Here is a 24,018-nt window from a genome sequence, read left to right on the forward strand (position 1 = left end):
TTAAGAACCGTAAGCAGCACCAAACTCAATGATATTATGATCTAGATCTAACACATAGATTTGCGAAAAACCTGCTAAGCTATCCGGTCGTGCTTCATGGGCAATAGTAGCTGCCTCCAAAAAGGCGATAGTTTCGCTGTAGCTTTTTACCCAAATCGCAAAATGGCCATCCACGGAGTCTATCGCACCTCGCCTTAAAGTTTCTCCCTCAAGATGCTCCAGCAAATGCAGCTGCTGCGTTCCAACTGCATACCAAATCCCTTTTGAGTTAAATGGCGGTCTTTGAATCTCTTGGAACTTAAGCTGATTCGTATAGAAATGGCGAGCTTGTTCTAAATCGCGAACCGCTAAGCTGACATGATGCAGCCCTATATATTCAATCATGATTGTTTCCCACCTTCCAGATTTAATGATACCGGCAGCTTTCCTTGCGGTTGGATTATACCCATTAGAACCTTGGCAAGGGATTTCATAGCCATTGGACGGTTCTCGTAGCAAGCCAAGTATGTGCAAATTTGCGGAAATTTCTGCAGGTCATACGGATTGCGCAGTGCTGCAACAATCAGTTTAATTGCCTTCATTCCCGATAGCTGATCGATTAATTGAATCTGTCCAGCAGAAACATCCACATTATAAGTACCGATGACGATTGTATCATAAGCCTCCGCCGCGGCAAGCACCTGAGCTAACTCATCTGCTGTTGGCGTTATTCCAATTGTGATTTCTTGAACCTGTGGAATATAAGCAGATAAGGCTTTACCCAATGTAATTTCTTGGGGGATTACTTCATCTACTTCTGTGCCAATACGCACTTCAGGCCATATAACTAAAGTCGCTTTAGTGGAATCGAGCGGCAGCTGCCCTTCATCTTTAACTAAAGTAATGCTTTTCTCGCTGATAGCCTCGACGATTCCCCAGCTTTTCGCAGTGCCAATTAGGCTGTTAAGCTGCTCACGCTCAGCCCCAATAGCCATTTGTCGCTTCTGCTTCAACGCGAGAATGCGTATTACGGACTGATTAATCCGTTCTTCACTAATAACACCTGTTTCCACAGCACCAGCCAGCGCTTCAAAAGCAGCTATTTGACGTTCAAGCAGATGGCTAACCAGCACGATATCCGTGCCTGCCAATACAGCCTGAATTGCACCTGCTGCGATGCCAACTCCATGTGAGATAGCATTCATCTCTAAGCAGTCTGTGACAATGATTCCTTTGTACTGCAGCTCTTCGCGCAGCAAGCCAGTTAGGATCCGATTAGACAATGTAGCTGGAATGGATTCAGGCTCATAAGCTGGGAATACAACATGTGCGGACATAATCACATCGACACCCTCAGCAATTGCAGCTTTAAACGGTACTAGCTCTATCGCATTTAGGCGAGCTTTATTATGCGGAACAGAAGGCAGGTTCAAATGTGAATCCGTGTCGGTATCGCCATGTCCGGGGAAGTGCTTAGCCGTTGCTGCAACACCCGCTTGCTGAAACCCACGAATTGCAGCTGAGCCCATTGCGGCAACCAATTCCGCGCTTTCGCCATAAGAACGCACACCAATTACTGGGTTAAGCGAATTATTATTCACATCAATGCAGGGAGCAAAATTCATATTAATTCCAAGATGACGCAGTTCTTCACCTGAAATAAGCGCAGTTTGATAAGCAGCATTAGCGTCGCCAGTAGCTCCAAGCGCCATATTACCCGGTACTAAGGTTATGCCTTCGTCTATTCGTGCCACCATGCCGCCTTCTTGATCTATGGAGATTAACAAGGGAAGCTCACTTTTGTTCAAGCTTTGCAGAGCCTGAGAAAGCTCCTTTACCTGCTGGATATCCTTAACATTCCTCCGAAAATAGATAATGCCGCCTAAATGGTACTCTTGAATTAATTGTTCGATTCCTGCTGTTGGCACAGCACCATCAAATCCACACATAATCATCTGGCCTATTTTCTCTCGCAAGCTAAGCTGATCGATATTCATATTTGTTCACTCCTCTTTGATGTGCTTAAGGCCCTACATTGGCTTCGACCTGAATCATTTGCAGTTTTTCTGTTAGCTTCGCCACTGTAATTTTGTTTTCAAGCAGTTGCTGCAGCCCCGCTTCCAATTCAGCCATTACTGTTTTCTGGACTAGGGTGTCCAAGGAAGCAAACGTTCCAGCCGAGCTTTTGACTGAGGTGATTATTTCCGTTACAACGGAGGGCACACCTGTGTTATCCAAGAAAAACATCGATGGAAATACCCCATCCTCGGTTAGCTGCTTTTTCTGTATTTCATCATTAAAGAGGTTTTTGATCCACAGTTTAACCACTTCTTGCTGCTCCTCTGATAAATCAGCAGAAAAACCATAGCCTTGGCTGAAGCTCGCATTAATTAAACCATCGCCTGGACCGCCTCTATCTGGGAAACTAAAGAAGCCTACATCGTCTGCGATTTTGGACGTGTTAGGGTCGATTAAGCTAGCATATGCCCAGCTTCCATCATACATCATGGCGGCAGAGCCAGCTTTAAATTGCTTCTGCTGATCGCTATATTTAAAACCTTGATTTCCCGCTGAAAAATACCCTTTGGCCGCAAGCTCAGCAAATTGAACAAAAGCATTTACAACCTCAGGATCAGTCCACTTTGCATCCCCAATGGTGAAGTAACCCGGCACAGCTGGTCCCGTATTACGCACCAGCAGACTGTTAAACAGCAGGGTCGGAACCCAAGCATCACTTGATGCCAGAGCAAGCGGGGTAATACCTTTTGCCTGCGCTTTCGCACAAATTTCGATAAAGTCCTCGTAGGTTAATGGCGGCTGAACCCCAAGCTCTGCAAAGATTTTTTTATTATAAAATACCCCATTTGCTTGCCCTGTAATCGGCAGACCAATAATCTTGCCATCCACTGTAAAATCCTCTAAATTCGCAAAATCATATTGTTTCTCTATTTCAGTCAGTATAGCTGTCAAATCAAGCAGTTTACCTGCTTGTGCGTAGACAATAGCATCTGCCTTACCACCGAAAAGCTCAAAAATATCAGGCTGCGTTCCCGCTGCCATTTCCGCTTTCAATTGGGTGGAGCGGTTGATATTCTCATCCACACCTTCTAGCTCAATCTCTAATTTTGGCATTTCGAATTCCGTTGCAGCTGCTGCAGCCTCTACTATTTTCAAGCTATTGGCGGAGCTGTCTTTAATTAATGAATGGCGCAGGGTTAGCTTTACTGCATTTGGCGGTTCTTCGGTTGCAGGTGGATCTTGATTTAGGGTAGTCGTCGGTGTTGCTGTAGCTGAGATTGTTTCAGCCTTGTCACAGCCATTTAAAACTAAACCTGCGATTAACAGCAACGAAACGAGAAATATAAAACGCTTAATCATAACGAAGCTCCCTCATGAATTGATTCCTCTATTATAGCACGATCGCTTGATGATGCTAGCGATTTGGAGGATAATGAGCACCAGAAGCTGCACCTTACTTTATTAAAAGTAACTAACTAAGTATTTTTTGAGTACTTATGAATCCTTAGTTTACTTGATATACTTACAGAGCTAACAGTTAAACTAGGAGGTCAGTTGAATGGAAAAGAAAGTAGCTATGCCTTTACGCAAATTAGGTTCTTCGGAGCTTTTCGTAGGTGCAATTGGAATGGGCGGTATGCCATTATCTGTGAATGGCCGTCCTTCGGAGAGTCAAAGCATTGAAGCGATACATGCTGCTATAGAGCAAGGTATTACATTTATCGATACGGCGGATGCCTATTGTTTAAATGATTCAGAGAATGGCCATAATGAACGCTTGATTGCCAAAGCGCTTAAACAGCATCCTGAAGTGGTTGTTGCCACCAAAGGCGGACATATTCGTCCTAATGGAGCTTGGGTTACCGACGGCAGACCCGATCATTTGCGCCAAGCCTGCGAAGACAGTTTAAAAGCACTTGGTGTTGAAGCGATAACGTTATATCAATTCCATCGTCCTGATCCGTCGGTGCCTTTTGCCGAGTCTGTTGGGGCTGTAGCTGATTTGCAACGAGAGGGTAAAATCGTTCATATCGGGATTTCCAATGTTAGCGTGACTCAGCTGGAAGCAGCATTATTGGTTACTAAAGTGGTTAGCGTGCAGAACCGTATGAACTTATTCGATCGTTCTTCCTTGGATGTATTGAAACGTTGTGAAGAATTGGGTATCGCTTTCTTGCCATATAGTCCATTGACTGGGATGGGGAGCGCAGGGAATATTGGGGACAACGAGACTTTAAGCCGCATTGCAACTGCACACGGGGCTTCCGCTCAACAAATTGCGCTGGCATGGCTGCTACAGCTTTCGAATATCATTATTCCGATTCCAGGCTCAAGCCGTAAAGCGAATATTATTAATTGTGCTGAAGCGATAAATGTAAAATTAACCTCTGAGGATATGGCATTATTGCATGCACTCGCGAAATAATTTGCTTAAAATCGAAAGGTAGGCGGAATGGTGAGATACCGAACACTTGGCAATACGGAGTTAAAGATTAGTGAGGTCAGCTTTGGCACTTGGGCAATAGGCGGAAGCTGGGGCTCAGTCGAAGATTCGGAATCTCTGCGAGCTTTGCAAACCGCTATGGATCAAGGGGTTAATTTCTTCGATACGGCTGATGTTTATGGCGGCGGCCATAGTGAGGAGCTCTTGGCTAAAGCAACAGCAGGTCGTGAAACGGACATCCATATTGCAACTAAGTTTTGTCGTGGCGGGGATATTCAGGATCCTGCGACTTATACTGAAAAAGCTGTCCGTGCGTATTGTGAAGCAAGTTTAAAGCGGTTGAAGCGTGATACGATTGATTTGTATCAAATTCATTGCGCACCACTTGAGATTCTTCAGCAAGGGCTTGTTTTTGAAGTGCTGGATAAGCTGCAAGCTGAAGGCAAAATTCGCTATTACGGCGTGAGTGTGGAAAGCGTCGAAGAAGGTTTGTTCTGCTTGGAGCAGCCGAATGTTCGTGCGCTGCAAGTGATTTTTAATATTTTTCGGCAGAAGCCTGTTGCCGAATTGCTTCCCGCTGCGTATGCCAAGGGTGTTGGCATTCTAGCGAGATTGCCGCTTGCCAGTGGTTTATTGACGGGCAAGTTTAAGCCTGGTTTTACCTTTGAAGCGGACGATCACCGCAATTTCAACAACAACGGCGAGCAATTCAACGTGGGTGAAACTTTTGCGGGTCTTGGCTTTGCCAAAGGTCAAGAGCTGGGCCTCCAGCTGGATTGGATCGCCGAAGGCAAGGAAAGCATGACACGCGCTGCTTTGCGTTGGATTCTAGACCACGAAGCCGTGAGCTGTGTCATCCCCGGCTTCAAGAATACAGCGCAGGTGCTGGATAATCTCGGCGCCTTGCAGGTTCCAGCGTTTTCAGCGGCAGATCAAGCTCGCTTGTCCGCTTGGTACCAAGAAAACGTTCATGCTCATATTCGCGGTTCCTATTAAACTTGAATAAGACGCAAAACCCGGAGCACTTTAATGTGTGTCCGGGTTTTTTCGTTTGTCCTATTTGACCTGTATCCCCTTGCCTCAGCAACGGATATGCGAACTATGCTACTGAAATACACCAACTGCACGAACTACACCAACTACTGATTATTTGAAATGTTTACAGATACTTTAGTGGTTAAATGTGGCTTTTTCGGCCAATAAATTAGGCAAAAAGAAACTCACTTCATTCGAAGTGAGAGTTCTTTTTGTTGAAAAATAATACGACTCCCAGAGCAATTAGAGCAACAGCCACAAATGGACGTCCGATTCCATTGAATAAGGCGCCTGCCGTGAAGATCGAGAAGAACAGGATTGAAACCACTGCTAGAATGTTGATCGGTATGAGCAGCCATTTGTTGCGCCCGCTGAACCAATAGAATTCGAATAAACCAACAGCTACTGCCATAATAAAGCCTGGCCAAGTGTACTCCCATACATCAAACAGCATCGAGATCTGACAAACAATACCAACTACGAACAGAATACCTCCCGGAATCAGCAGCCCCACTCCCTTGCGTGAGGTTAACCCAAAGTACATCCAATGAAAGAACACACTTAGTGGAATTACAAACATACTTGGCCAAAAGGTGCTGAATACATATCCTGTATCAATAATAACCCCTCTAGTCGAAAATAAAGCTAAACCCAACAAAATCAAAATTATACCGCCAATCGCTCGACTACTCATCTTTCATTCCTCCGCTGTTTCGTAATATCCATAACCCTGTTATGCTTTCTGAATTCAGAATACCATGCAGGATATGCGCTGTCATCGTTCTACAGGCTGATGAGACAATCAGCCTTTATGACGATTGTTTGATTCTAGGAACCGCTGCTTTCGATGCGGTTAGTTCCAAGTTAGATTGGTTCAGCTTAATTCAGTAAGCATAAAAATTGTGCGTATCGAGGTTGATTCGTGTTCCATAAAAGGGGTAAGCACAAGGATTAGGCTTATCATTAGCGATCTGGGGCATTACTCGACAAAAAGGCAGGTATACGCACAAATTCTGTGTGTAACCAGCCCCTTACTAAATCGATGTACTTCATAAGCATGTATTCTGTGCTAATGCCGTTCGTTTATCCTATACAATCGAAATTTTATCGAAATCCGGTGACCAGACGCCTGCATTAATGGTATAAAACTTGATGGTATTGTTGCCCGCAGCTAAGGTTACACTTACCGTAATCGTACCCACCGTGGTGAAGCTTCCGGTTGGAGGAAAACTTACACTTGTGCCAGTCCCTCCATTGATGATTGATGCTAATCAATCCCGAACTTGCGGCTGCATCTCCATTTCGAAAAGAAATAAAGCACTGAACAAAAGACCACTAAAAAGATAGCAACGATTAAAGAAATAGACAATAGTAGACGTATAAAATACCTTCTGGTTCAGTAAAATTCCAGTATTTTCATCGGCTACCTCACTAGCGAATCACATTTTTGTACATTATAGCTTAATTATTCCATTACTTCTAGTAATAAAGCTCCGTGCATACTTTTTATAAAGGAGATGATAACATTGGAAAAAATCTATGATCTAGTTAACAGGGGAAATGGTACGTTTACTAGGTGTTCAGAAAAACACTTAGTTGATTGGGTAGCTCGCGGATTTGAAGTTGAAGGTTTCTCATATGATGAATCGTTCAAAGAAGCCCTGATTAAGCCAGGCTTTTTAACTAACATAAAAGAAGCTAAAAGACCTCATTTAAGCTCAAACTATGTGGAATACTTTTCCTCATTAAACCCGCCAAAAAAGAAAATATAACCTTGGGATAATCCTCGATCCACTTACGATCTCATTCGTATGGTGGATTTTTTAAATTAAAGTTATTAACTTTTATTCTCGGCATTAACAATAATAGTATCAAAAAATTCATCAGCAATATAAAAATCTAATTTCCATAATCCAGACTGAGGTAAACTATATTTCCCGCCACTACTTGCATCTGCTCCAGTACTATCCTTGATAGCTTCAATTGGCCACTCATACAGTTTGATTTGTTCTCCTGTTTCTTTGTTAGTAGCAAGCAACTTGTATTTCCCCTTCAATTCCTTTCCGTTACCCCAAAAATAGACATAATATAATCCACCTGTATTCGCAATAAATAATTTTTCTTCATTGCCGTTCATTTTTATTAACCCAACCTTATCTTTTATCCCATAAAGCGTAAGATCACCCGCCTTAAAAGATTGGCTTATCACCCAATTAATAGCTTCCTTATCATTTTCACACCCTGTAACGATAAATAACACAGCAAAAATGAAAATCAGATGTTTAATGAGCTTCATAATTTCACCCCTTAATTATATTTTATTAGGCACCCATATAAGTTAATCTGATTTCATTATATCACACTGGAAAATAAAGGATGTAACTAGGTGGTTTACATGGAATTTCTCAGACTGTTGAGAAAGTCATTCCGTGGATGAAAAGTCATCATTCCATGATATGAGGTGCATTTCTGCACCTTGTTTCGTCCATCTCGGCTCATTCCGTGATATGAGGTGCATTTCTGCACCTTGTTTTGTCCATCTCGGCTCATTCCGTGATATGAGGTGCATTTCTGCACCTTGTTATAGTGCATTTCTCAGGTTGTTGAAGAAGTCACTTTAAAGCGATCATGACTCCTACCTACTCAGATGATTTACAAGGAATTTCTCCCGCTAATAAATAGATTCAGACTTGTTTTTATAATTTACATGGAATTCCTCCTGATAATTCAGCTGAAATAGCCCAGAACAGCTAAAGTCGCTTTTTTACATGGAGCTTTTCCAGTTATTTGTTGAATTTACTCAAAAAACAAAATATTAACGGGAGGTTTTCCAGTTAGAGAAACAAAAATAAACGAAAGTTCGCAAAGTATCTCTGGGGAATGGACTTTATTAGAGTAATCAGTGACTTGGGTGCTGGGAGTCCATTTTTTGAGGTTCAAGCTGCGGTAAAGACTTTCTCAACAGCCTGAAAAGACTAGAGTCCAATGTCTCTAGTCTTTTATATGTTAGATTATGTTCTATTGCCTGAATGTAAGCTGAAGTGTCATGATTTGTTTCGGCCTCGCCTGGATTGAAACTACTTTCCCTTGTATAGGCAGATCCTCCTGATGCTGCTCATCCAGATTGATTCTGCGCACAGCTAGCAGCTGCTGCCCAAAAACCAGCTCCCCACTAACCAACTCCTCCGTACAATTCCAAACTCTGATTATATAATCACCCGGACAACGTTCTGCCGCTTTAATCGCACTCACCCGCAGCGCTGGTGTACTTACATTTAAGTAGGAATGGTTTGAGGGAAGATTGTTCAGCCTGCGGTAAGCTGTTTCATGATAAACGCGTCCTGCTTTGCGATTTACAGTCTGCAGGCCGGCAACAAAGCTCTGATGCTCCTTCCACAAATCACTCTCCGTATGATTGTCGCAACCGAACAACCGGAGCGCATACTGGAATTCCAGCTTGCCCAGCATTTGCCCGCCATCTCCGCCGTCTGTCCCTACTTCTTTACTTGTGCTGCGGAACAGCGTAAGTGCTATGGTTCGTTCCCCGTCATCCCGGACAGCAGCTTCGTACAAACCTTTGGTATAGACTGCAATGCCTTCCTTACCGTCATCTACTGCAATAATTCCGTTGTAAGGCACAATGTCTGCTGCCAGCTCATAATGATCGGTTTCATCTGGACGTATCACAGAATGCTTGACAAGATCAAAGGGAGTGCTGGCTAGGAAAGTATCTGTAATAAGCCCAGTTGGGAACAGCAAGCGAAGACGATGATCACGAACCGTATTCTCTATAGTCGTTACACAGCGGATAACCGGATCATTGAGCCTCAGCGTTATATCAGTAATCACCTGTACCTTTGAAAGCCGCTCGCTTCTGCGCGTTTCTTTATCTACAACTCCATCTGGCAGTAGAAGCTCCAGATGAACGCGAAGTCTGGTCAGCAGTGGGCCGTCCGAGACAACCGAGATAATTGCCTGGCAGCCCGAAGAATGAAAGGTTTCATTGCTTACCGGTGCAATGTAGGTCCAGCCATCCCCGATATCCGCTTCGTCTTCGAAACCAAGCAGCCCTATAAAAGTACGCTTTGTAAGGTTATCCTCTATTTGTAAGGTTCCGTTAGAATGGATACTTAGACGAACCGCTCCATTGTCCCAAACGTTCCCGCTAACCTTCATCGTTCCTTTCAAGCGGATGGGGGCGACCATAAGTTTTCCTCTATACTCACCGTATTCCGGGTCCTTGATCTCATAGGGTTCCAGCAAATATGTAGCGTAGCCAAAAGCACCTACTTTGGCTTTAAAAGCAATTCGGTAGTGATCGACCTTATCTACGCGCGGAATATCGCGGTAAGGTCGCCAGAGCTTAGAGCGATCAGGCTTAACCTCCAGCAGCTGGTATGGAATGTCTTCACCTGCTGCATTTAGCAGCCTAAAGGATGTGCCGCCTAGGTGCTTTTTGGTGGTCGCGGCGTCTGAGCCTTGCGGCAGATGAATCTCCGTCTCAATCACTCCGTCTATAGACGTTTGCGCAGCATTAAATACAGTAAACGAAGCTCGACCGTCCAGCTGTTCCGCATTGAGATGATTGACGATGTAATCCAGCTCTTCCTTCACCATGCGTTCTGCAATCATCCGGCTCTGGTCAAAGCGATAGATCATATCGCGGTGCACCTGGTCAATCGAGCAACCGCAGATGGAATCATGCGGATGGTTCTGAATAAGCAGCTCCCAAGCATTGCGCATAAAACCACCTGGATATGGCAGGCCTTCAAGCGAGGCAAAGCATCCCCAAGGCTCTGCCCACTTCTCAAGCAGGAGCTCGCAACGTTGATTATGCTGCTTCAAGTGGATTCTCGAGGACAGAACGTTGCGCGGCGTCCATCCATTGACACCGCTGAATCCGGTCGCGGTTAGCTGGCCCTTGTATACCTGCAAATCGCCAATTTGCCCACGCAGCGCCTGCAGGTAATCCTCCAGCTTCGAGTGCTTGAAGTGAACCCCGTCAAGCTGGTTTGATGCATTCAGAATTTGCAGCATCCACGGAAGCTGAGGCTCAATTTCCACATGGTCCACGCCATCCAGACCGAGGATCAGCTCCGTTGTCGCCCGCTCGGCCTTATAAGCCAACATGTCGACTGCCCGGCGCACAAGCTCATCCTCTTCATAGACGAAATCCCTTTCCAGAAACGGATACCGTAGGAAGAAATAGAAATCGCCATAAGACCGATCCTCATCGAGCTTTAAACCGAGCACCCGGCTGCCATCGGCTGCCTCCCACCAAATTTCTGAAGGATCCGCCTGGCCGCGAAAGCCACGAAATAAAACCGCATTATCGATCTCAAATCCGCGTAGAATCTGAGGGAATTGGCTGTTATGACCGAAGATATCGGTCACATAACCTGATTTCATAGGCTCAACGCCCATCTCTCTGGATTTGCGAAACCCTATTTGCAAATTGCGGATAAGCGACTCCCCGCTGACTAGAAATTCGTCCGGCATCACATACCATGGACCAACGGCGATACGGCCTGTCTTGATATGGGCAAGCAGCCGATCCTTCTCCTCGGGGCGAATTTCCAGATAATCATCAATGACAATGGTTTGTCCGTCCATCATAAAGTGTTGATAGGCAAGGTCACTGTCCAGCTTAGCAAGCAATTCATCGATCAAATGCACAAGTCGGAACCGATAAGTTTGAAAATCCTGGTACCACTCCCGATCCCAATGGGTATGTGAAACAATATGCATCTCTTTAATTCTAGGCTTTTCTGAGCTCATGCTGTTAATCTCCATTCCTTTAATAAATTTTGAACGTTTCAATTTTTTTAGGAGCAATCAGCAGCTTTAGTCCATCCAACTTCATAGCATCGCCTGTTTCTTCTTCTAACAAATTCGTGCGAACCACTCCGTTGCATGATCCTGCTGTCAAGCCAAGGCCGATCCAAGACTCCGTCTGTTCAACGTTGTAAAGCCGAATCACCGGCCCTTGCCGGTTCTCCGCCCATTTCACCGCCGAGATTAGCACATCGCCATTGATCTGCATAAAGCTTCCTGATCTAGGCAACTTCGGCTTGGCCGCATTCGGATCAGGTCTGGTAAAGCTGCCGCCAAGCTTCGAATCCTGCACCCAGGCTCTGCCCTGGTCCCAACGTGGATCCTTGACGGGACTAAGCTTCATCAGTACTCCTTGATGGAATAACTCCGCCTCTTTATAAAGCTGCGTTGCCGTTTCCGCAGTAAAGGGCCGTAGTGCGAGCATGAAAGTATGCTGACCGATGCACTGTCCCTGAGGCTGAATATCATTCTCAAGCTGGATGGCTTCCCGCATATTAATCGACTCTACGCAGCGCAGTAAAGTTACTGCAAGGGTGCTTCCTTCATCGATCATTTCATATTCATGCATACCGACGCCGAATACAGTTAATCCACCTATAACTTGACGCGGTGCAACCCATTTCCAATAAGGCTGGGCATTGCAATCTCGTTCAAACTGCTTGCCCTCATCCCATTTTCGCTGAACGACATCAAACTGCCCGCCTGCCCATACCTCCGATGCCACATCGGGAAGCTCACAGATGAAGCGGATACGATGGTCCTTAACCTGATTGTCGATCCGCACCCGCACATTTAATCGTGACGACAGCTTCTCCAAGCGAACTGTAACTTCGAAAGAGCAAGAAGCCAGCTCAGAATCGCGCTGCATGTTTAACCCATTCAGCGCTTTCGGCAGCATCCATGAAAACCTGTAACAGCATTCCTCGTACAAAGCATTGACAATATGTCCGGTGAACTCTACCTCGCCGTTCCACCGCTGTTTACACTCATTGTCGACAGAGGTATATACGTACAGATCACCAGCGTCACCCGCTTCTTCAAATTGTCCGACATTGTGATAAACCGTGCCTGTATCCTTGTGGATGATATGGAAAGAGCCGTTTCCATTGAACTCAACCCGAATCGAATCATTTTCCATAACGGGATACAGCACTGCAGCTTGAATTTCCGCAAGCTGAGGCTGAGGCTGATCTGACACATTAATACCTATCTCATTCGCTTGAATACGATAAGTTGTATAACCCATGGCTGGGATCTCTCCGTAAAGCTCAATATCATATCGCTGTACATGGAGTACACCAGGCAAATTAATCGGACTGGTCACTTGCAGGCGGCTTGGACTGGCATCCACAATACGATAGGGAATCGAAACGCCTGCATCATCTTCGATACGGAATTGCTCCACCTCATCCTCACTCAAAAAGTAAAGCGTTGCCTGCATCACAGATTGGCTGTCCAATTGCGAGTGATTCACAATAAGCAGCTTCTGCTCACCAGACTTGTAACCCTCTTCACTTACTTGATTGGCCAGCAGCCTCATTTTTCGAGTAATGATTTCTTGCGCAATTTCCTTGACCGAAACGAAACGATCCATCATATGCTCGTGAACGGCATCCTGACTGCAGCCGCAAATGCTGTCATGCGGGTGATTTTCCATATAAAGCTTCCATAGATAGCGAAAGTAATCTCCATCATAAGCTTCAAGCCCAAGGCCAGCACACCAAACAGACAGCGGCTCCGCCCATTTCTCAATCAAATCGTGGCATTGTAAGTTGGCCTGTTTAAGATAGATACGGCTTGATAAAGTACCGCCCAGAATAGCGTAATCGAACCTTTCCCGCAATTCACCATGGACGGCTGCCACAGGAATAGATGGATGCTCCGCTAAATACGCTTGGACGGTTTGCACATAATTGGGCAAGGTATCGTGAATAAATATGCTCTCGTCCCCATAAAGCACACGCAGCTTATCCAATGCGGCAGTTAAATTTTCCTGCGCCTCTAGATGATCCACACCATTCATCATCAGATAATGCGGCAGTGGATTCACCGCAGACTCCCTTTCCTGCATCAACTGGAAGGTTGCTTTTAGCGATTCCGTCTCTATAGGGATTCGCTGTGCATTATTGTACCAATTCACCATTAGAATACCGGTTACTTCGCTGCCGTCGGGAGACCGCCATTTCAAGAACGGGTTCTGGTGCAGCTCATAATCATAGCCCCGCCCAAATACGGAATTGTCTATGCCAACTAACTGGAAAATTTGCGGCATTTGACCCAGCAATCCGAAATGGTCTGGTAAATAGCCAATCTTCATTTCCCCGCCAAGCTCTCTGGATAGCCGAATGCCTTCCATCAGGTTGCGGACTGTAGATTCCGCACTGGTCAGGAACAAGTCATTCTGCTGATACCAAGGTCCGACCAGAATCCGCCCTTCTCGTATGAAAGCTTCCAGTCTGCCTCTCTCCCAAGACCTGATTGCATAATAATCCTCCAATACGATCGTTTGCCCATCCAAATGAAAGTATTTAAACTCAGGGTCGTTATCCAACAGCTCCATCAGGTTATCTATCAGCTGCACAAGCCTGAAACGAAAATTCTCATAAGGCAAAAACCATTCTCTATCCCAATGCGTATGCGAAATAAAGTGAAAGGTGTTAATAGGTTTATTCCCTTCCTGCATATAGCTGCCCACTCCTTCATGACAATAAATCCAGCGAAACCCTCACAAAAGTCTTGAAGAGAGGTTGAACTAACAGGTTCAACCATTCTTCAAGACTATGGAATTAACTTCTACTTATTATTCTTGGCTAAATATTCATCTATCTGCTTTTGCGCTTCCGCCAAAACCGTTTTCATTCCTGCTTTATCCACTTGCACCAGCAGCTTCTGATAATCCGCATCCGTGCCTAGCACACCGGCTAATACCGGCATGGCCAGTTCTTCAATGACTTTTTGGATCTGGGCATATTCTGTTTTCACCGGATCTGCATTAAACGAAAAGGTAAACAGCGGGTTATCCTTAACCTGTGCAGTCTTATAGAAGGCTAGCGCTGCCGAGAACTGCGGCGTATCTGTTGTAAGTGCACGGTGGAATTTGGTGTTGTAGATAAACCACGGCGTTGGATTATAGGGTCTGTTGGCCAAATCCGTACCTGCCGGCAATTCAATGAGATCACCCTTTAACGTATAATGCTTGCCTTCAATCCCATACATGTAAAGATCGTAGTTGGCCTGATCCTTAAGCAGCCAATTTAGGAACATCATCGCTCTTTCTGGATTCTTGCTTGTACCAGAGATGGCGGAGTAGTTATTGGTTGGGCCTGTATTGAATAAAGGCATATCTTTCTTGAAAATAACCTGCTCTACGATTCCGCCTGGCACATTCTTAGCCAGCTGCGGCACCAAATCGTTAATATTAAACATGTCAGCTGGCGCTGCTGCTGATTTTCCTGATTTGAAAAGCCCCTGATCATCTTTTTGCGTTAGAACATCCTTCTCAAACCAGCCATTCTTGTAAGCCTTCCTTCCCCACTCCATTGTTTTCTTATACGTATCGGATTCAAAAGAATTCATAACCTTATACGGGGAACTCGTTACATCAACCACATAAGCTGGATAAGCGTCTGAGCCCCATCCATATATATATTTGCCATCGTCGATTTCTCTACCGATTTGTGCGCCGAATCTTCCTGAGCCTACACCAAACGGAATCATACTTGGCTCATTTTTCTTAATGGCATCTAGGTATTGTTCAAATATAGCCAATGATGTCACTTCAGGAATATTGTATTTTTCCCTTAAATCCTTGCGGATTGCCATTGAATTCCCCAAAGATGCCCGTGGATAAAGTGCCGGAATCCCCTGAATCTTGCCATCAATAGATAACCCGTCAAACTCCGATTGCGGAATAACCTTCTTGATGTCCTGTCCATACTTCTCGATTAAATCATTCAGCGGAATGCTCTGTTTTCTAGCCGCGGCAGAAGGCAGATTACCGAAGAAATCGAGATAAATATCAAAGTTGTCTCCACCAGCAGCCATTACCTTTACCTTCTCCTGATAATCAGCCCAGGGAAAGTAGATAACCTTTAGATTGATATTCAGCTCTTTTTCCGTTCTTTTGTTGATCTCTGCAAGCACAGCATCCTGATCAGGAGGTTGGTCACCTGCAACCAATAAGGTCAGGTCCACCTTTTTCAGTTCAGGTGCCGGTGTATCTGCCGGTGCTGGTGCTGCTGTATCTGCCGGTGCTGCCGTTTCCGCCTGCTTGGTAGTCTCAGGTGCAGTAGTTGCGCTTGGTTGTGCGCTGTCTTTCTTTGTACAACCAGCCGCGAAGCTTGCCAATAAACCGATGATAATCAGTAAACTAGTGAATTTTGATGCCATCTTCATCGCTTAACACTCCCTTATTCTTCATTATCGCTATCGGCCATGCCGAGAATAGCCTACCCTTTAACCGCACCCACAACGAGCCCTTTAATAAAATATTTCTGAATAAACGGATATACAAAAATGATCGGCCCCACTGTCAAAACAACCGTTGCCATCTTAATCCCCTCAGCAGGCAGCTCGCCTATATTCGTAATTTGGCTTTTTGCGGAAGCAGCATAAAGAACTGTCGATAAAATCTGCCTTAACAAAAACTGCAGCGGATATAATTCCTTGGTGTTAATGAGCATCAAAGCAACAAACCATTCATTCCAGTAAGCCAGCATATAGAATAAGGTAATCGTTGCTAGTCCCGGCAAAGCCAGAGGCAGGACGATCCGGAAGAATGTTCTCAGCTCGCCAGAGCCATCAATCGTAGCCGACTCGAGAATGGCATCTGGTATAGCTCGGAAGTAGTTGCGGATCAAGAACACATTGAATGCATTTACCAGCAGTGGCAGAATTAAACCCAGCAAGCTGTCTTTTATCCCAAGCTTGCCAACAATAATGTACCAAGGGACAAGCCCACCATTAAAAATCAATGTGAAATAGACAAAGAAAGCAATATGGTTTCTATAGCGCAAATGCTTTCTTGAGATGGCGTAGGCTAGCAAGCAAGTAATCAAGACTGCAAAGAATGTACCAATCACAGTAATCGTAACAGACACCTTGTAGGCATCGATATATCTGGACCCCTTGCTCAGCAAAGCTTCATAAGCTGCAAATGATAGCTGCCTGGGAAATAGCTGATACCCTTTAAGCGAGATGCTTTTCTCCAAAGTAAAGGAAACAACTACGACCAAATAAAAGGGAATAAATGTCGCAAGCGAAATGATAAACAGAAAAACATAATTAAAAGCTCTGAATACTTTATAAGCTGGACTGAGCTGCATTTGAATCCCCCTTTTCTAATACAACGCGATATCTTTGTCATATTTTTTAACAATGCCGTTGGTGATTGTGATTAGAATTAAGCCAAGAATGGCTTGGTACAGCCCTACTGCTGTGGCCATTCCGAACTCGCCTTGCACTCGCAGCGCCCTGAATACATAGGTATCAATAATGTCCGTTACCGGATAGAGAATTCCGTTATCTCCGACAAGCGCATAAATCATCTGGAAATCCCCATAGAAAATCCTGCCGATACTTAAGAGCAATAGAATAACAATCGTCGGAATCAAGCCAGGCAGGGTAATATGAAAGATTGTTTTGAAGCGGTTTGCTCCGTCGATCCGTGCAGCCTCATAAAGCTCACTGTCAATTCCGACGATTGCCGCGAGATAGATAATCACATAGAATCCGGTTGTTTTCCACAAATAGGCCAGTACCAGAATGAACCGCCAGTAATCCACTTCGTTGTACCAGGCTACTGTTGGTATATCCATCGATCTTAACAGCGAATTCAGCATGCCGAACTTGTCTGACAGCAGGTTATAGGCCAATGCGCTCACCACAATCCATGAGAGAAAAAAAGGGAAGAAAAGCGCCGATTGAAACCACTTTTTCCAAGCTTTATTAGCAATTTCATTAATCATTATCGCGATGCTTACCTGAACAACAAGCCCGATAACTATAAACATAAAATTCAGGTAAAGGGTATTAAAAGTTGTTTGCGCCGCATAAATGGATTTAAAATAAAATTCAAAATTTTTAAAGCCACTCCATGGGCTTCCCAGAATGCCATCCTGAATATTGAAGCTTTTGAAAGCAATTAACAATCCATATAACGGTGCATAATTAAAAACAAGGAAGAAAATAATTCCCGGCAATGTCATCATATATAGCATTTTGTTCCTTACCAGCTCGTTCCACATACTTCGCTTTTTCGGACGATTTCTTGACTGCTTTTCAAGCTGTGTTTGCATGAATGTCGGCTCCTCCTTTTATTTATGTAAGCGAATTCATTTGACTCCTTAATCTTAGATAATCCCCGCTCTTCCGTAAATCATAAATATTAGATATTCTTCTGTTTTTTGCGAATTCTCAGCTTACAAATATTAAGGATTCTTTCAATAAATACGGATTTCTCCCCGAAAAACGGAAAATAAAAAGGCTAATCTATGCTTAGGAAATTACTCTTCATCCCATAGGAACCGCCTTTTCTGCTTCTTATACACTTTTTTACTTTATAATGGATTATTCTTGCGGAATTCGGCACGGTATTGGTTCGGGGTAATTCCGAAATGCTTCTTATAAATCGTCGTAAAATAGGCTGGATTGCTAAATCCTACGCTTGCCGCTATATCATTAATTGGCATCAGAGTAGTTTCCAACAGCTGCTTGCTGTGCTGCATCCGCAATTCAATGATATATTCGGTTACGGTTTTTCCAATACTGTCGCTAAACAGCTTGCCAAAATAACCAGGTGAAAGACCTGCTTTATCCGCTAGCATTTCAATTCCTATCTCACTGCTGACATAATGATTAGCGATATAATCCAACACTCCTTGGATCATGTCCGTCTTGCGGTTAGCTCGCTTGTTCTCGATCAACCGATTAATTTTAAGGCAAAATTGCATAAACCAGGTTCGCAAATCGGCCAATGCATCCATATTGTTCAGCTCGCGATATACGCTATTGAAATCCAATTCCTCCGCGATTGAATCAATGTGTGTTTCCACCGACTTCAAAACGTCCAGCACCAGCTGATTGAAATTCAACATGATGTAATTGTGCCGATACCCGGACATTTCCTCAATAATTACGTCGAGCTCTATCTCAACCTGCTCCATATTGGAGAGCTTCAATGCATCCGTAAGTCGCTTCTTGCTCTTGTCCATAGACGCTAGCTCATTCTTGCTGTTAGGCTTAATCGTATCTTTGGACAGAATGGAATTATAGCCCTGCACAAAACGGTGAAGCAGCAACTCAAGGCTGTCATTGTAGGATAAATAAGCATCCTCTAAATTATGAACCAGCTGTCCAATTCCCGCTGAAATAGTGATTCCTAAATGAAGCTTGACACTTTTCTGGATTTCTTCGACCGCCTTAACGGCGTTGCGGTAATAATCCGCTTCATTCCCAGTACCAACAATCAAACAATAGTTGTCCTTCTCGAGATAAACAGGCTCAAAATTAAAATAAGCAGGCAGCTGTGACAACACAATAGCGTCCAAGGATGACTTCATATAATTCTGAGTCTGTCTGTCATAGGCTTCTGTAAATTTAATGTACCCGTCAATGCTTAGCAGAATCACACCGATAGCCGGCTCCTCAAGCTTGCTGCACAAACTATGTTCCAAGGGTATATTCCCTGCCAATACTCGCTTCAGATGATCTCTTTTTATTAGGGAGGCATTATCTTTAACCGAAAGCTCAAGATGGTCGGAGTGCTGCAAAATATGAGTGAATGCGTTCGATAAATATCTGGCATCATCTGGTCGTTTCTTATCATCGTCCATAAGCTTGCGAGAAAACAACTGGCTGTCAATGTTCTTAATCAGCTTGCTGAATGGCAAATAAACATTTCGTGCAGCAAGCAGCGATAAAGCAACCCCAATCAGGAATATAATCGTACAAATGATCAATAAAGTCATCATCAGCTGATGAAATTTCTGGAATAACGAATCATAAGAAGATACATTAATGAATGTCCAGGGCAGGGTGGGTGATCGCACATAGGTCACAACTGTTTTCTGGCCTTCGATTGTCTTTACCTCATACCCCCAATTTTTCTTCGAGGCCACAATCTGATCCATATAAGCTTCTTTAGCCACATTTTTCCCGAAGTTTTGCAGGCTTGAGTCACAGATAACATTTCCGAAGCCATCTATAATGGCTGTATAAGAGTCCTTGCCTTTCACGGCCGTATTGATGCTCTTCTGCACATATTCGGCTTTAAGGTTGATGACCAATGCACCGTCGATCAGACGTCTGTCCGGCATTTCCGCATTCGTATTATTTAGCTGTCCCACTGTATCCGTGAAAATTAAGGAAATTAAATTTTCTTCTACTTTAACTCTATTTGAATTGGTGTAAGCTACACGGCGAGGTAAGAACTGCAGGTTCTGATTGGCTCCGCTCTTAGTTAGCAGCGTTAATATTTCCGGGTCTTGAAACGAAGAATTGGAAATCGAGAGATTATACTGGACGTTTCCCGATTTGTTGTTATAAAGATACATAGAATGAATGACTGGATTGGAATTGAGGATATTGGAGATTTTCAAAGAAATCAGATACTTATCAATGGTCAACACATTGCTGCTGTAGATAATGTTCATAATCTCAGAATCATGCAGCATTTGAAAACCAAGCGAAGAAATATTCTCCCTAATGTAACTCATATGTACCGCAGTTTGATCCAAAGTTTCCTTAAGATTTATTTGAATATCCTCGAGACTGCTTTTGGAGAACTGAATATAAAGCACGCTGGATAAAAGCGAAACGGATACAAAAACAATCGCGATGTATGAAATAAAAAATTTGGTGAACGTTTTATTCATACTCACATCTCCATGAATTAGATTCAGCACAGTATTGTAAAAAAAAGGATTTACAATGTATTATATGTTACGTTATAATACGTGTCAAATATATAAAATAGTATTAAACTAGGAGAACCCATGAAATCTATCCCGTTATATCAACAAATTAAAGAGTATATCAAGAAGCAAATCGACAGCGGGGAACTAAACCCCGGTGATCAAATCCCTATAGAAGCTGATCTAATGGAACAATTCCATGTCAGCCGCGCTACGACTAAAACCGCCTTAAAGTATCTGGTTGACGCAGGACTGCTTTATCGGATTGCCGGGAAGGGTACTTTTGTTACCTCGGAAGAAATTCGCCAGTCGTCCCATAACGAATTGAACGAATCGTTTACCCCTAAAAAAATCGGATTCATTATGCCGCCTATAGAGGACTTATTGTGTATGAAGCTGCTGCGGGGAGTGGATGATACCTGCAAGGATGAAGGCTGCATGCTGATGATACGGTCCGTGTTAACGCAATCCGAGGAACGTCTAGCGATTCATCAGCTGATTCTGGCCGGGGTGGATGGATTGATTATCTTCCCAGCTGACGGGGAAGCATACAGTGATGAAATTCTAAAGCTGAAAACCAGCGGGTTTCCATTCGTATTAGTCGATCGCTATTTGCCAGGAATTAAAACCAACGCTGTTTATTCCGACAATTATCAAGGCGGTATTCTCGGAACAGAGTATTTGATCGGCATAGGACACACCAGTATTGGTGTGGTTTCCTTGACCAAATCCACTACAGCAAGCGCAGAGGACCGTTTTCGCGGATATCTAGACACCGTGCGCAAAAACAAACTGCAAATCGAGATCAACCATTGGTTGACACGCATTGATGAGCTAAGCTATAAAGACGAAGAGAATACGAAGGAATACATACGCGAATGGCTCGCCGACCAAACCGAGCTGACAGCTATCTTTACCCTAAGCCCGCAAGCAGCCGTTATGGCAGCGCGAATCATCCTATCCATGGGCAAACGAATTCCCGAGGATATTGCTATTCTCACATTCGATGATCCCAAGATCGATGATTTATCAGGCTCCTATTTCAGCTTTATGGAACAAGATATTGAGCTGATGGGCATAAAAGCCGTCCAGCTGCTGCTCAAAACCATTTTGGTTCCCAGTACTCTAGAGCAAATAGTGATCCCAGTGACCATTCATATTGGCAGATCATCTTAGTGCAGCGGCAACAAACATAAACAACCCTCCAAATTCGGAGGGTTCTTCTATGAAGAGTGATATACAGATCAGTAACTAGTAGCCCAACGAATTCCGTATACTCTTTTCTAACGTAGAGGTTTCAGCTGCACTACTCTGACTCAAATTCATCCGTTCTTTTAACGGTGTTGTCTTATTGCACATGAAGCGTGGAATGCCACTATGATTTTGTGATGCAGCATGATATAGAAATGGATGACATAGAATGACATCACCTGGAGAAGCAGTAGTTTCAACAACACGCATTCGAATTCCATCAGCATCTGTATGCCAAGAGTCCATAAACTTCTGGATTCTATTATCTACAGAAGCATCCATTGAGTTTGTTATTCCCGTCAATTCTGCCAAGTAGGGATGCTGCATGTTTAAGCTATCGATCGCTGCTTGCGATTCCATACCCTCTGGATGTTGAGCTAAAAACCGAGCTACCAGCTTATGCGAGCCTTCAACAACCAGCGTGCCGCCGCCTCGAGCAGCAATTTCGGAAAAAAACGCATAGACACAGCAGTCCTTGCTCCGGGCTATCCACATAATGGCGAAAATGAATCCCGTCCCAATGCCAGCCTTCTTTTGGAACATCCCATTCTTTATCAGCCCCAAGAGCAAAATTGACAGGCCACCAGCCCCATGTCGATTGAATCTCATCAATCCCATACACACCTCGATCCTTCCATCTGCCTTCTCCGATCAGGTCCTCAATCGCATCAGCCATACGTGCCGTATTGCACCTATCAAAATCGGGACTCCGGAAGGCTTCTTGAATATAAATCATCGGTGTATTCCAAGTTGATAAATCCTCTTGAAAAACTCCCCTCTCTCGAAGCTTTTCCCATAGAAATTGTTGACAAGCTAGCGCCATATCACGTGGGAAAACTTCTTCCACCTTCACCCAGCCAAGCTCCATAAATTGTTCTATTTGCTCATCATTCAATACTTTTTTCAACATATTATCTCTCCTCTCAGAGATATAACTTACTTCTTCGTTTTGACCCATTCATCCAATTGCTTTTGTTTTTCAGCAATAATTTTATCTACTCCGATATCCTTCAATTTACTAATATATTTAGGTAAAAATACTTTCGGGTCAACAGTACCTGTGAATAAAGCAGGCTCGAACTCTTTTTTGGCATTATTAAATGCAGCTATCTCATTTTTCACAGGCTCCGGATTAAAAATAAATCCAAGTACGCTAGCTGATTCAGCAGCTTCGTTAAATTTCTTGAAATTTTCCCATTTTTGCGGATTTTCATTCGCCCATAGATAATTGTTAAACTGGTTGCCAAACATCCATGCCCCATTCAACACATAACCTGATGTTTTAGCATCCAAGCCAGCTGGAAAGTCAATAATACCTTCACTTTTCTTTACAAAATGCTTCCCTTCTATACCAAAAGCAATTAAATTAACTAAATATTTGTCGGTATAAAGCAGATTGAGGAACATCATGGCACGATCTGGATCTTTAGAGGTTCTGGAAATGGAAGTCATTGATCCAGTCGTATCCCCTGTTCGAATGATCGGCTTTGTTAATTCCACCTGTACCCATTCCATACCGTTAGCTAAACTATCCTCCGCATCCTTCCCAGGCTTAAGCTGCTGCACATATGAGAACGCCTTGCCTGCTTTTAACGCACCTGATATATCCGCCGCTGTTGCTGCATCTTTGTTCACAAAACCGGCCATAAACCACTTGCGCGCTAAATCAAATTCATTTTTGACTATTTCGCTTTCAATCGCGGAAACAACTTTATAATCTTTGGCTCCCCTTACGACAGATCCAGGACTGGAATCACCTAAATCTTCAAAATTCATCGGACCCAAAACCCAATCAACGCTAGTATCTTTATTCAAATACAATGGAACAACGCCAGGCTCTTTATCTTTAATCATTTGATAAATCGGCTCTAAGTCCTCAAGCGTCTTAATGGTAGTTATATCAATTTTATATTTATCTAGCAGATCTTTACGGAGCATTACACCAGCTTGGCTTGCAAGCTCTTTATTGATCGGCAGTCCATAATTTTTGCCGTTAACCTTAGAGCCTTCCAATAACACTGGATTGATCACATTTTTGAGATCCGGTGCATTTCTCTCAATAAGATCGGTCAAATCAATAATATTGCCCTGTTGAATTTTCGTGCCGAAGTTATCCCAATTCATGGTCTCTAATAAGTCAAACGGCTCACTTGATGCAAACTTCAAGTTTACCTTATCCTGCCAGCTGCCCCAATCAATTACGGTTAATTCAAAAGAAGCATTGATCTTGTCCTTTAGATATTTACTGATTTCCTGATTCACCAATTCTTGATCCTTTAGCGGCCCTGAACCCGGTACGACCATCTTAATCGTATACGGAGCCAATTCTGGTTTCTTCGAGGGCTCAGCTGTTGCTGCTGCTGTTGCTGCTGGTGTTGCTGCTTCCTGCTTAGTGTCGCTGACTGCCGGTGCTGGACTAGCATTCCCTTCCTTTTTTGAACTGCAGCCTGCTAATAATACGGAAAATGAAAGAAGTATTGCCATGGTGAATTGTAATGATTTTCTTGTGTTCTTCATACAAACCCTCCTGAATATGTTTTTTAT

General features: G+C 43.8%; 19 protein-coding genes. 4 read left to right on the forward strand and 15 right to left on the reverse strand.

Translation table 11 applies throughout. The features are described from left to right. The 3 genes from EHS13_RS33405 to EHS13_RS33415 are packed head-to-tail and all read right to left on the reverse strand — an operon-like array spanning nucleotide 1 to nucleotide 3,357. Entirely contained in the window at nucleotides 1-384 is a 384-nt protein-coding gene (locus EHS13_RS33405; RefSeq protein ID WP_155704552.1) for a VOC family protein, read from the reverse strand. Further along, on the reverse strand, nucleotides 381-1,976 hold the full coding sequence (nagZ, locus tag EHS13_RS33410; protein ID WP_155704553.1) for a beta-N-acetylhexosaminidase: 1,596 nt from the start codon (nucleotides 1,974-1,976) through the stop codon (nucleotides 381-383). The genes EHS13_RS33405 and nagZ overlap by 4 nt, the downstream gene beginning before the upstream one ends. 25 nt (nucleotides 1,977-2,001) lie before the next feature. Continuing rightward, nucleotides 2,002-3,357 carry an ABC transporter substrate-binding protein gene (locus EHS13_RS33415; protein ID WP_155704554.1) on the reverse strand — a complete coding sequence of 452 codons (1,356 nt, stop codon included), beginning with the start codon at nucleotides 3,355-3,357 and terminating at the stop codon, nucleotides 2,002-2,004. A gap of 199 nt (nucleotides 3,358-3,556) precedes the next feature. On the opposite strand from EHS13_RS33415, the gene EHS13_RS33420 reads away from it, so the two are divergent. Both EHS13_RS33420 and EHS13_RS33425 read left to right on the forward strand, forming a co-directional pair. Beyond that, nucleotides 3,557-4,423, forward strand: a complete 867-nt coding sequence (locus EHS13_RS33420; protein WP_227013668.1) for an aldo/keto reductase — start codon at nucleotides 3,557-3,559, stop codon at nucleotides 4,421-4,423. Nucleotides 4,424-4,453: 30 nt separating this feature from the next. Further along, entirely contained in the window at nucleotides 4,454-5,437 is a 984-nt protein-coding gene (locus EHS13_RS33425) for an aldo/keto reductase (protein ID WP_155705614.1), read from the forward strand. Nucleotides 5,438-5,666: 229 nt separating this feature from the next. On the opposite strand, the gene EHS13_RS33430 is transcribed toward EHS13_RS33425, so the two are convergent. Both EHS13_RS33430 and EHS13_RS37665 read right to left on the reverse strand, forming a co-directional pair. Beyond that, nucleotides 5,667-6,170, reverse strand: a complete 504-nt coding sequence (locus EHS13_RS33430; RefSeq protein ID WP_155704555.1) for a hypothetical protein — start codon at nucleotides 6,168-6,170, stop codon at nucleotides 5,667-5,669. A 394-nt stretch (nucleotides 6,171-6,564) separates the two neighbouring features. Beyond that, complete coding sequence (locus tag EHS13_RS37665) at nucleotides 6,565-6,738, reverse strand: carbohydrate-binding protein (RefSeq protein ID WP_405083599.1); 174 nt, start codon at nucleotides 6,736-6,738, stop codon at nucleotides 6,565-6,567. 264 nt (nucleotides 6,739-7,002) lie between these two features. On the opposite strand from EHS13_RS37665, the gene EHS13_RS33435 reads away from it, so the two are divergent. Continuing rightward, nucleotides 7,003-7,248 (forward strand): hypothetical protein, encoded by a 246-nt coding sequence (locus tag EHS13_RS33435; RefSeq protein ID WP_155704556.1) that lies wholly within the window; start codon nucleotides 7,003-7,005, stop codon nucleotides 7,246-7,248. Between the two features lie 65 nt (nucleotides 7,249-7,313). Here the strand turns inward: EHS13_RS33435 and EHS13_RS33440 are convergent, their stop codons facing one another. The 7 genes from EHS13_RS33440 to EHS13_RS33470 all read right to left on the reverse strand — a co-directional run bounded on the left by EHS13_RS33440 (nucleotide 7,314) and on the right by EHS13_RS33470 (nucleotide 20,184). Next, nucleotides 7,314-7,772, reverse strand: coding sequence for a DUF4871 domain-containing protein (locus EHS13_RS33440; RefSeq protein ID WP_155704557.1), 459 nt, complete (start codon nucleotides 7,770-7,772; stop codon nucleotides 7,314-7,316). A 722-nt stretch (nucleotides 7,773-8,494) separates the two neighbouring features. Next, entirely contained in the window at nucleotides 8,495-11,254 is a 2,760-nt protein-coding gene (locus EHS13_RS33445) for an alpha-mannosidase (RefSeq protein WP_162463381.1), read from the reverse strand. A 19-nt stretch (nucleotides 11,255-11,273) separates the two neighbouring features. Then, complete coding sequence (locus tag EHS13_RS33450) at nucleotides 11,274-13,994, reverse strand: glycoside hydrolase family 38 N-terminal domain-containing protein (RefSeq protein ID WP_155704559.1); 2,721 nt, start codon at nucleotides 13,992-13,994, stop codon at nucleotides 11,274-11,276. Nucleotides 13,995-14,104: 110 nt separating this feature from the next. Continuing rightward, nucleotides 14,105-15,706: an ABC transporter substrate-binding protein gene (locus EHS13_RS33455; protein WP_155704560.1), complete on the reverse strand. Its 1,602-nt coding sequence runs from the start codon at nucleotides 15,704-15,706 to the stop codon at nucleotides 14,105-14,107. A gap of 53 nt (nucleotides 15,707-15,759) precedes the next feature. Next, nucleotides 15,760-16,635, reverse strand: a complete 876-nt coding sequence (locus EHS13_RS33460) for a carbohydrate ABC transporter permease (protein WP_155704561.1) — start codon at nucleotides 16,633-16,635, stop codon at nucleotides 15,760-15,762. A 15-nt stretch (nucleotides 16,636-16,650) separates the two neighbouring features. Next, nucleotides 16,651-17,607, reverse strand: a complete 957-nt coding sequence (locus EHS13_RS33465) for an ABC transporter permease (protein ID WP_227013670.1) — start codon at nucleotides 17,605-17,607, stop codon at nucleotides 16,651-16,653. 261 nt (nucleotides 17,608-17,868) lie between these two features. Further along, nucleotides 17,869-20,184, reverse strand: a complete 2,316-nt coding sequence (locus EHS13_RS33470) for an AraC family transcriptional regulator (protein ID WP_155704562.1) — start codon at nucleotides 20,182-20,184, stop codon at nucleotides 17,869-17,871. Nucleotides 20,185-20,304: 120 nt separating this feature from the next. Here EHS13_RS33470 and EHS13_RS33475 point away from each other — a divergent pair, with 120 nt between their 5' ends. Next, the gene (locus EHS13_RS33475; protein WP_155704563.1) at nucleotides 20,305-21,399 is read left to right on the forward strand and encodes a GntR family transcriptional regulator; all 1,095 of its coding nucleotides are present in this window, start codon (nucleotides 20,305-20,307) and stop codon (nucleotides 21,397-21,399) included. A 75-nt stretch (nucleotides 21,400-21,474) separates the two neighbouring features. Here EHS13_RS33475 and EHS13_RS33480 read toward each other — a convergent pair whose 3' ends face one another. Genes EHS13_RS33480 through EHS13_RS33485 form a run of 3 tightly spaced genes read right to left on the reverse strand, consistent with a single transcriptional unit; the run spans nucleotide 21,475 to nucleotide 23,991 of the window. Beyond that, entirely contained in the window at nucleotides 21,475-21,969 is a 495-nt protein-coding gene (locus EHS13_RS33480; protein ID WP_227013671.1) for a phytanoyl-CoA dioxygenase family protein, read from the reverse strand. Beyond that, nucleotides 21,884-22,384, reverse strand: coding sequence for a phytanoyl-CoA dioxygenase family protein (locus EHS13_RS37060; RefSeq protein ID WP_227013673.1), 501 nt, complete (start codon nucleotides 22,382-22,384; stop codon nucleotides 21,884-21,886). The genes EHS13_RS33480 and EHS13_RS37060 overlap by 86 nt, the downstream gene beginning before the upstream one ends. 26 nt (nucleotides 22,385-22,410) lie before the next feature. After that, on the reverse strand, nucleotides 22,411-23,991 hold the full coding sequence (locus EHS13_RS33485; protein ID WP_155704565.1) for an ABC transporter substrate-binding protein: 1,581 nt from the start codon (nucleotides 23,989-23,991) through the stop codon (nucleotides 22,411-22,413). Between the last annotated feature and the right edge of the window lie 27 nt (nucleotides 23,992-24,018).

Origin of the sequence: Paenibacillus psychroresistens (assembly GCF_009728935.1) — a bacterium.
In the GTDB taxonomy this organism is placed as follows: Bacteria; Bacillota; Bacilli; order Paenibacillales; family NBRC-103111; genus Paenibacillus_AC; species Paenibacillus_AC psychroresistens.

What these genes read in the sequence shown, in the direction of transcription:
- EHS13_RS33405 (WP_155704552.1), bottom strand. Translation starts at nt 384, where the DNA reads ATGATTGAATATATAGGGCTGCATCATGTCAGCTTAGCGGTTCGCGAT.
- nagZ (WP_155704553.1), bottom strand. Translation starts at nt 1,976, where the DNA reads ATGAATATCGATCAGCTTAGCTTGCGAGAGAAAATAGGCCAGATGATT.
- EHS13_RS33415 (WP_155704554.1), bottom strand. Translation starts at nt 3,357, where the DNA reads ATGATTAAGCGTTTTATATTTCTCGTTTCGTTGCTGTTAATCGCAGGT.
- EHS13_RS33420 (WP_227013668.1), top strand. Translation starts at nt 3,557, where the DNA reads ATGGAAAAGAAAGTAGCTATGCCTTTACGCAAATTAGGTTCTTCGGAG.
- EHS13_RS33430 (WP_155704555.1), bottom strand. Translation starts at nt 6,170, where the DNA reads ATGAGTAGTCGAGCGATTGGCGGTATAATTTTGATTTTGTTGGGTTTA.
- EHS13_RS33440 (WP_155704557.1), bottom strand. Translation starts at nt 7,772, where the DNA reads ATGAAGCTCATTAAACATCTGATTTTCATTTTTGCTGTGTTATTTATC.
- EHS13_RS33445 (WP_162463381.1), bottom strand. Translation starts at nt 11,254, where the DNA reads ATGAGCTCAGAAAAGCCTAGAATTAAAGAGATGCATATTGTTTCACAT.
- EHS13_RS33450 (WP_155704559.1), bottom strand. Translation starts at nt 13,994, where the DNA reads ATGCAGGAAGGGAATAAACCTATTAACACCTTTCACTTTATTTCGCAT.
- EHS13_RS33455 (WP_155704560.1), bottom strand. Translation starts at nt 15,706, where the DNA reads ATGAAGATGGCATCAAAATTCACTAGTTTACTGATTATCATCGGTTTA.
- EHS13_RS33460 (WP_155704561.1), bottom strand. Translation starts at nt 16,635, where the DNA reads ATGCAGCTCAGTCCAGCTTATAAAGTATTCAGAGCTTTTAATTATGTT.
- EHS13_RS33465 (WP_227013670.1), bottom strand. Translation starts at nt 17,607, where the DNA reads ATGCAAACACAGCTTGAAAAGCAGTCAAGAAATCGTCCGAAAAAGCGA.
- EHS13_RS33470 (WP_155704562.1), bottom strand. Translation starts at nt 20,184, where the DNA reads ATGAATAAAACGTTCACCAAATTTTTTATTTCATACATCGCGATTGTT.
- EHS13_RS33475 (WP_155704563.1), top strand. Translation starts at nt 20,305, where the DNA reads ATGAAATCTATCCCGTTATATCAACAAATTAAAGAGTATATCAAGAAG.
- EHS13_RS33480 (WP_227013671.1), bottom strand. Translation starts at nt 21,969, where the DNA reads ATGTGGATAGCCCGGAGCAAGGACTGCTGTGTCTATGCGTTTTTTTCC.
- EHS13_RS37060 (WP_227013673.1), bottom strand. Translation starts at nt 22,384, where the DNA reads ATGTTGAAAAAAGTATTGAATGATGAGCAAATAGAACAATTTATGGAG.
- EHS13_RS33485 (WP_155704565.1), bottom strand. Translation starts at nt 23,991, where the DNA reads ATGAAGAACACAAGAAAATCATTACAATTCACCATGGCAATACTTCTT.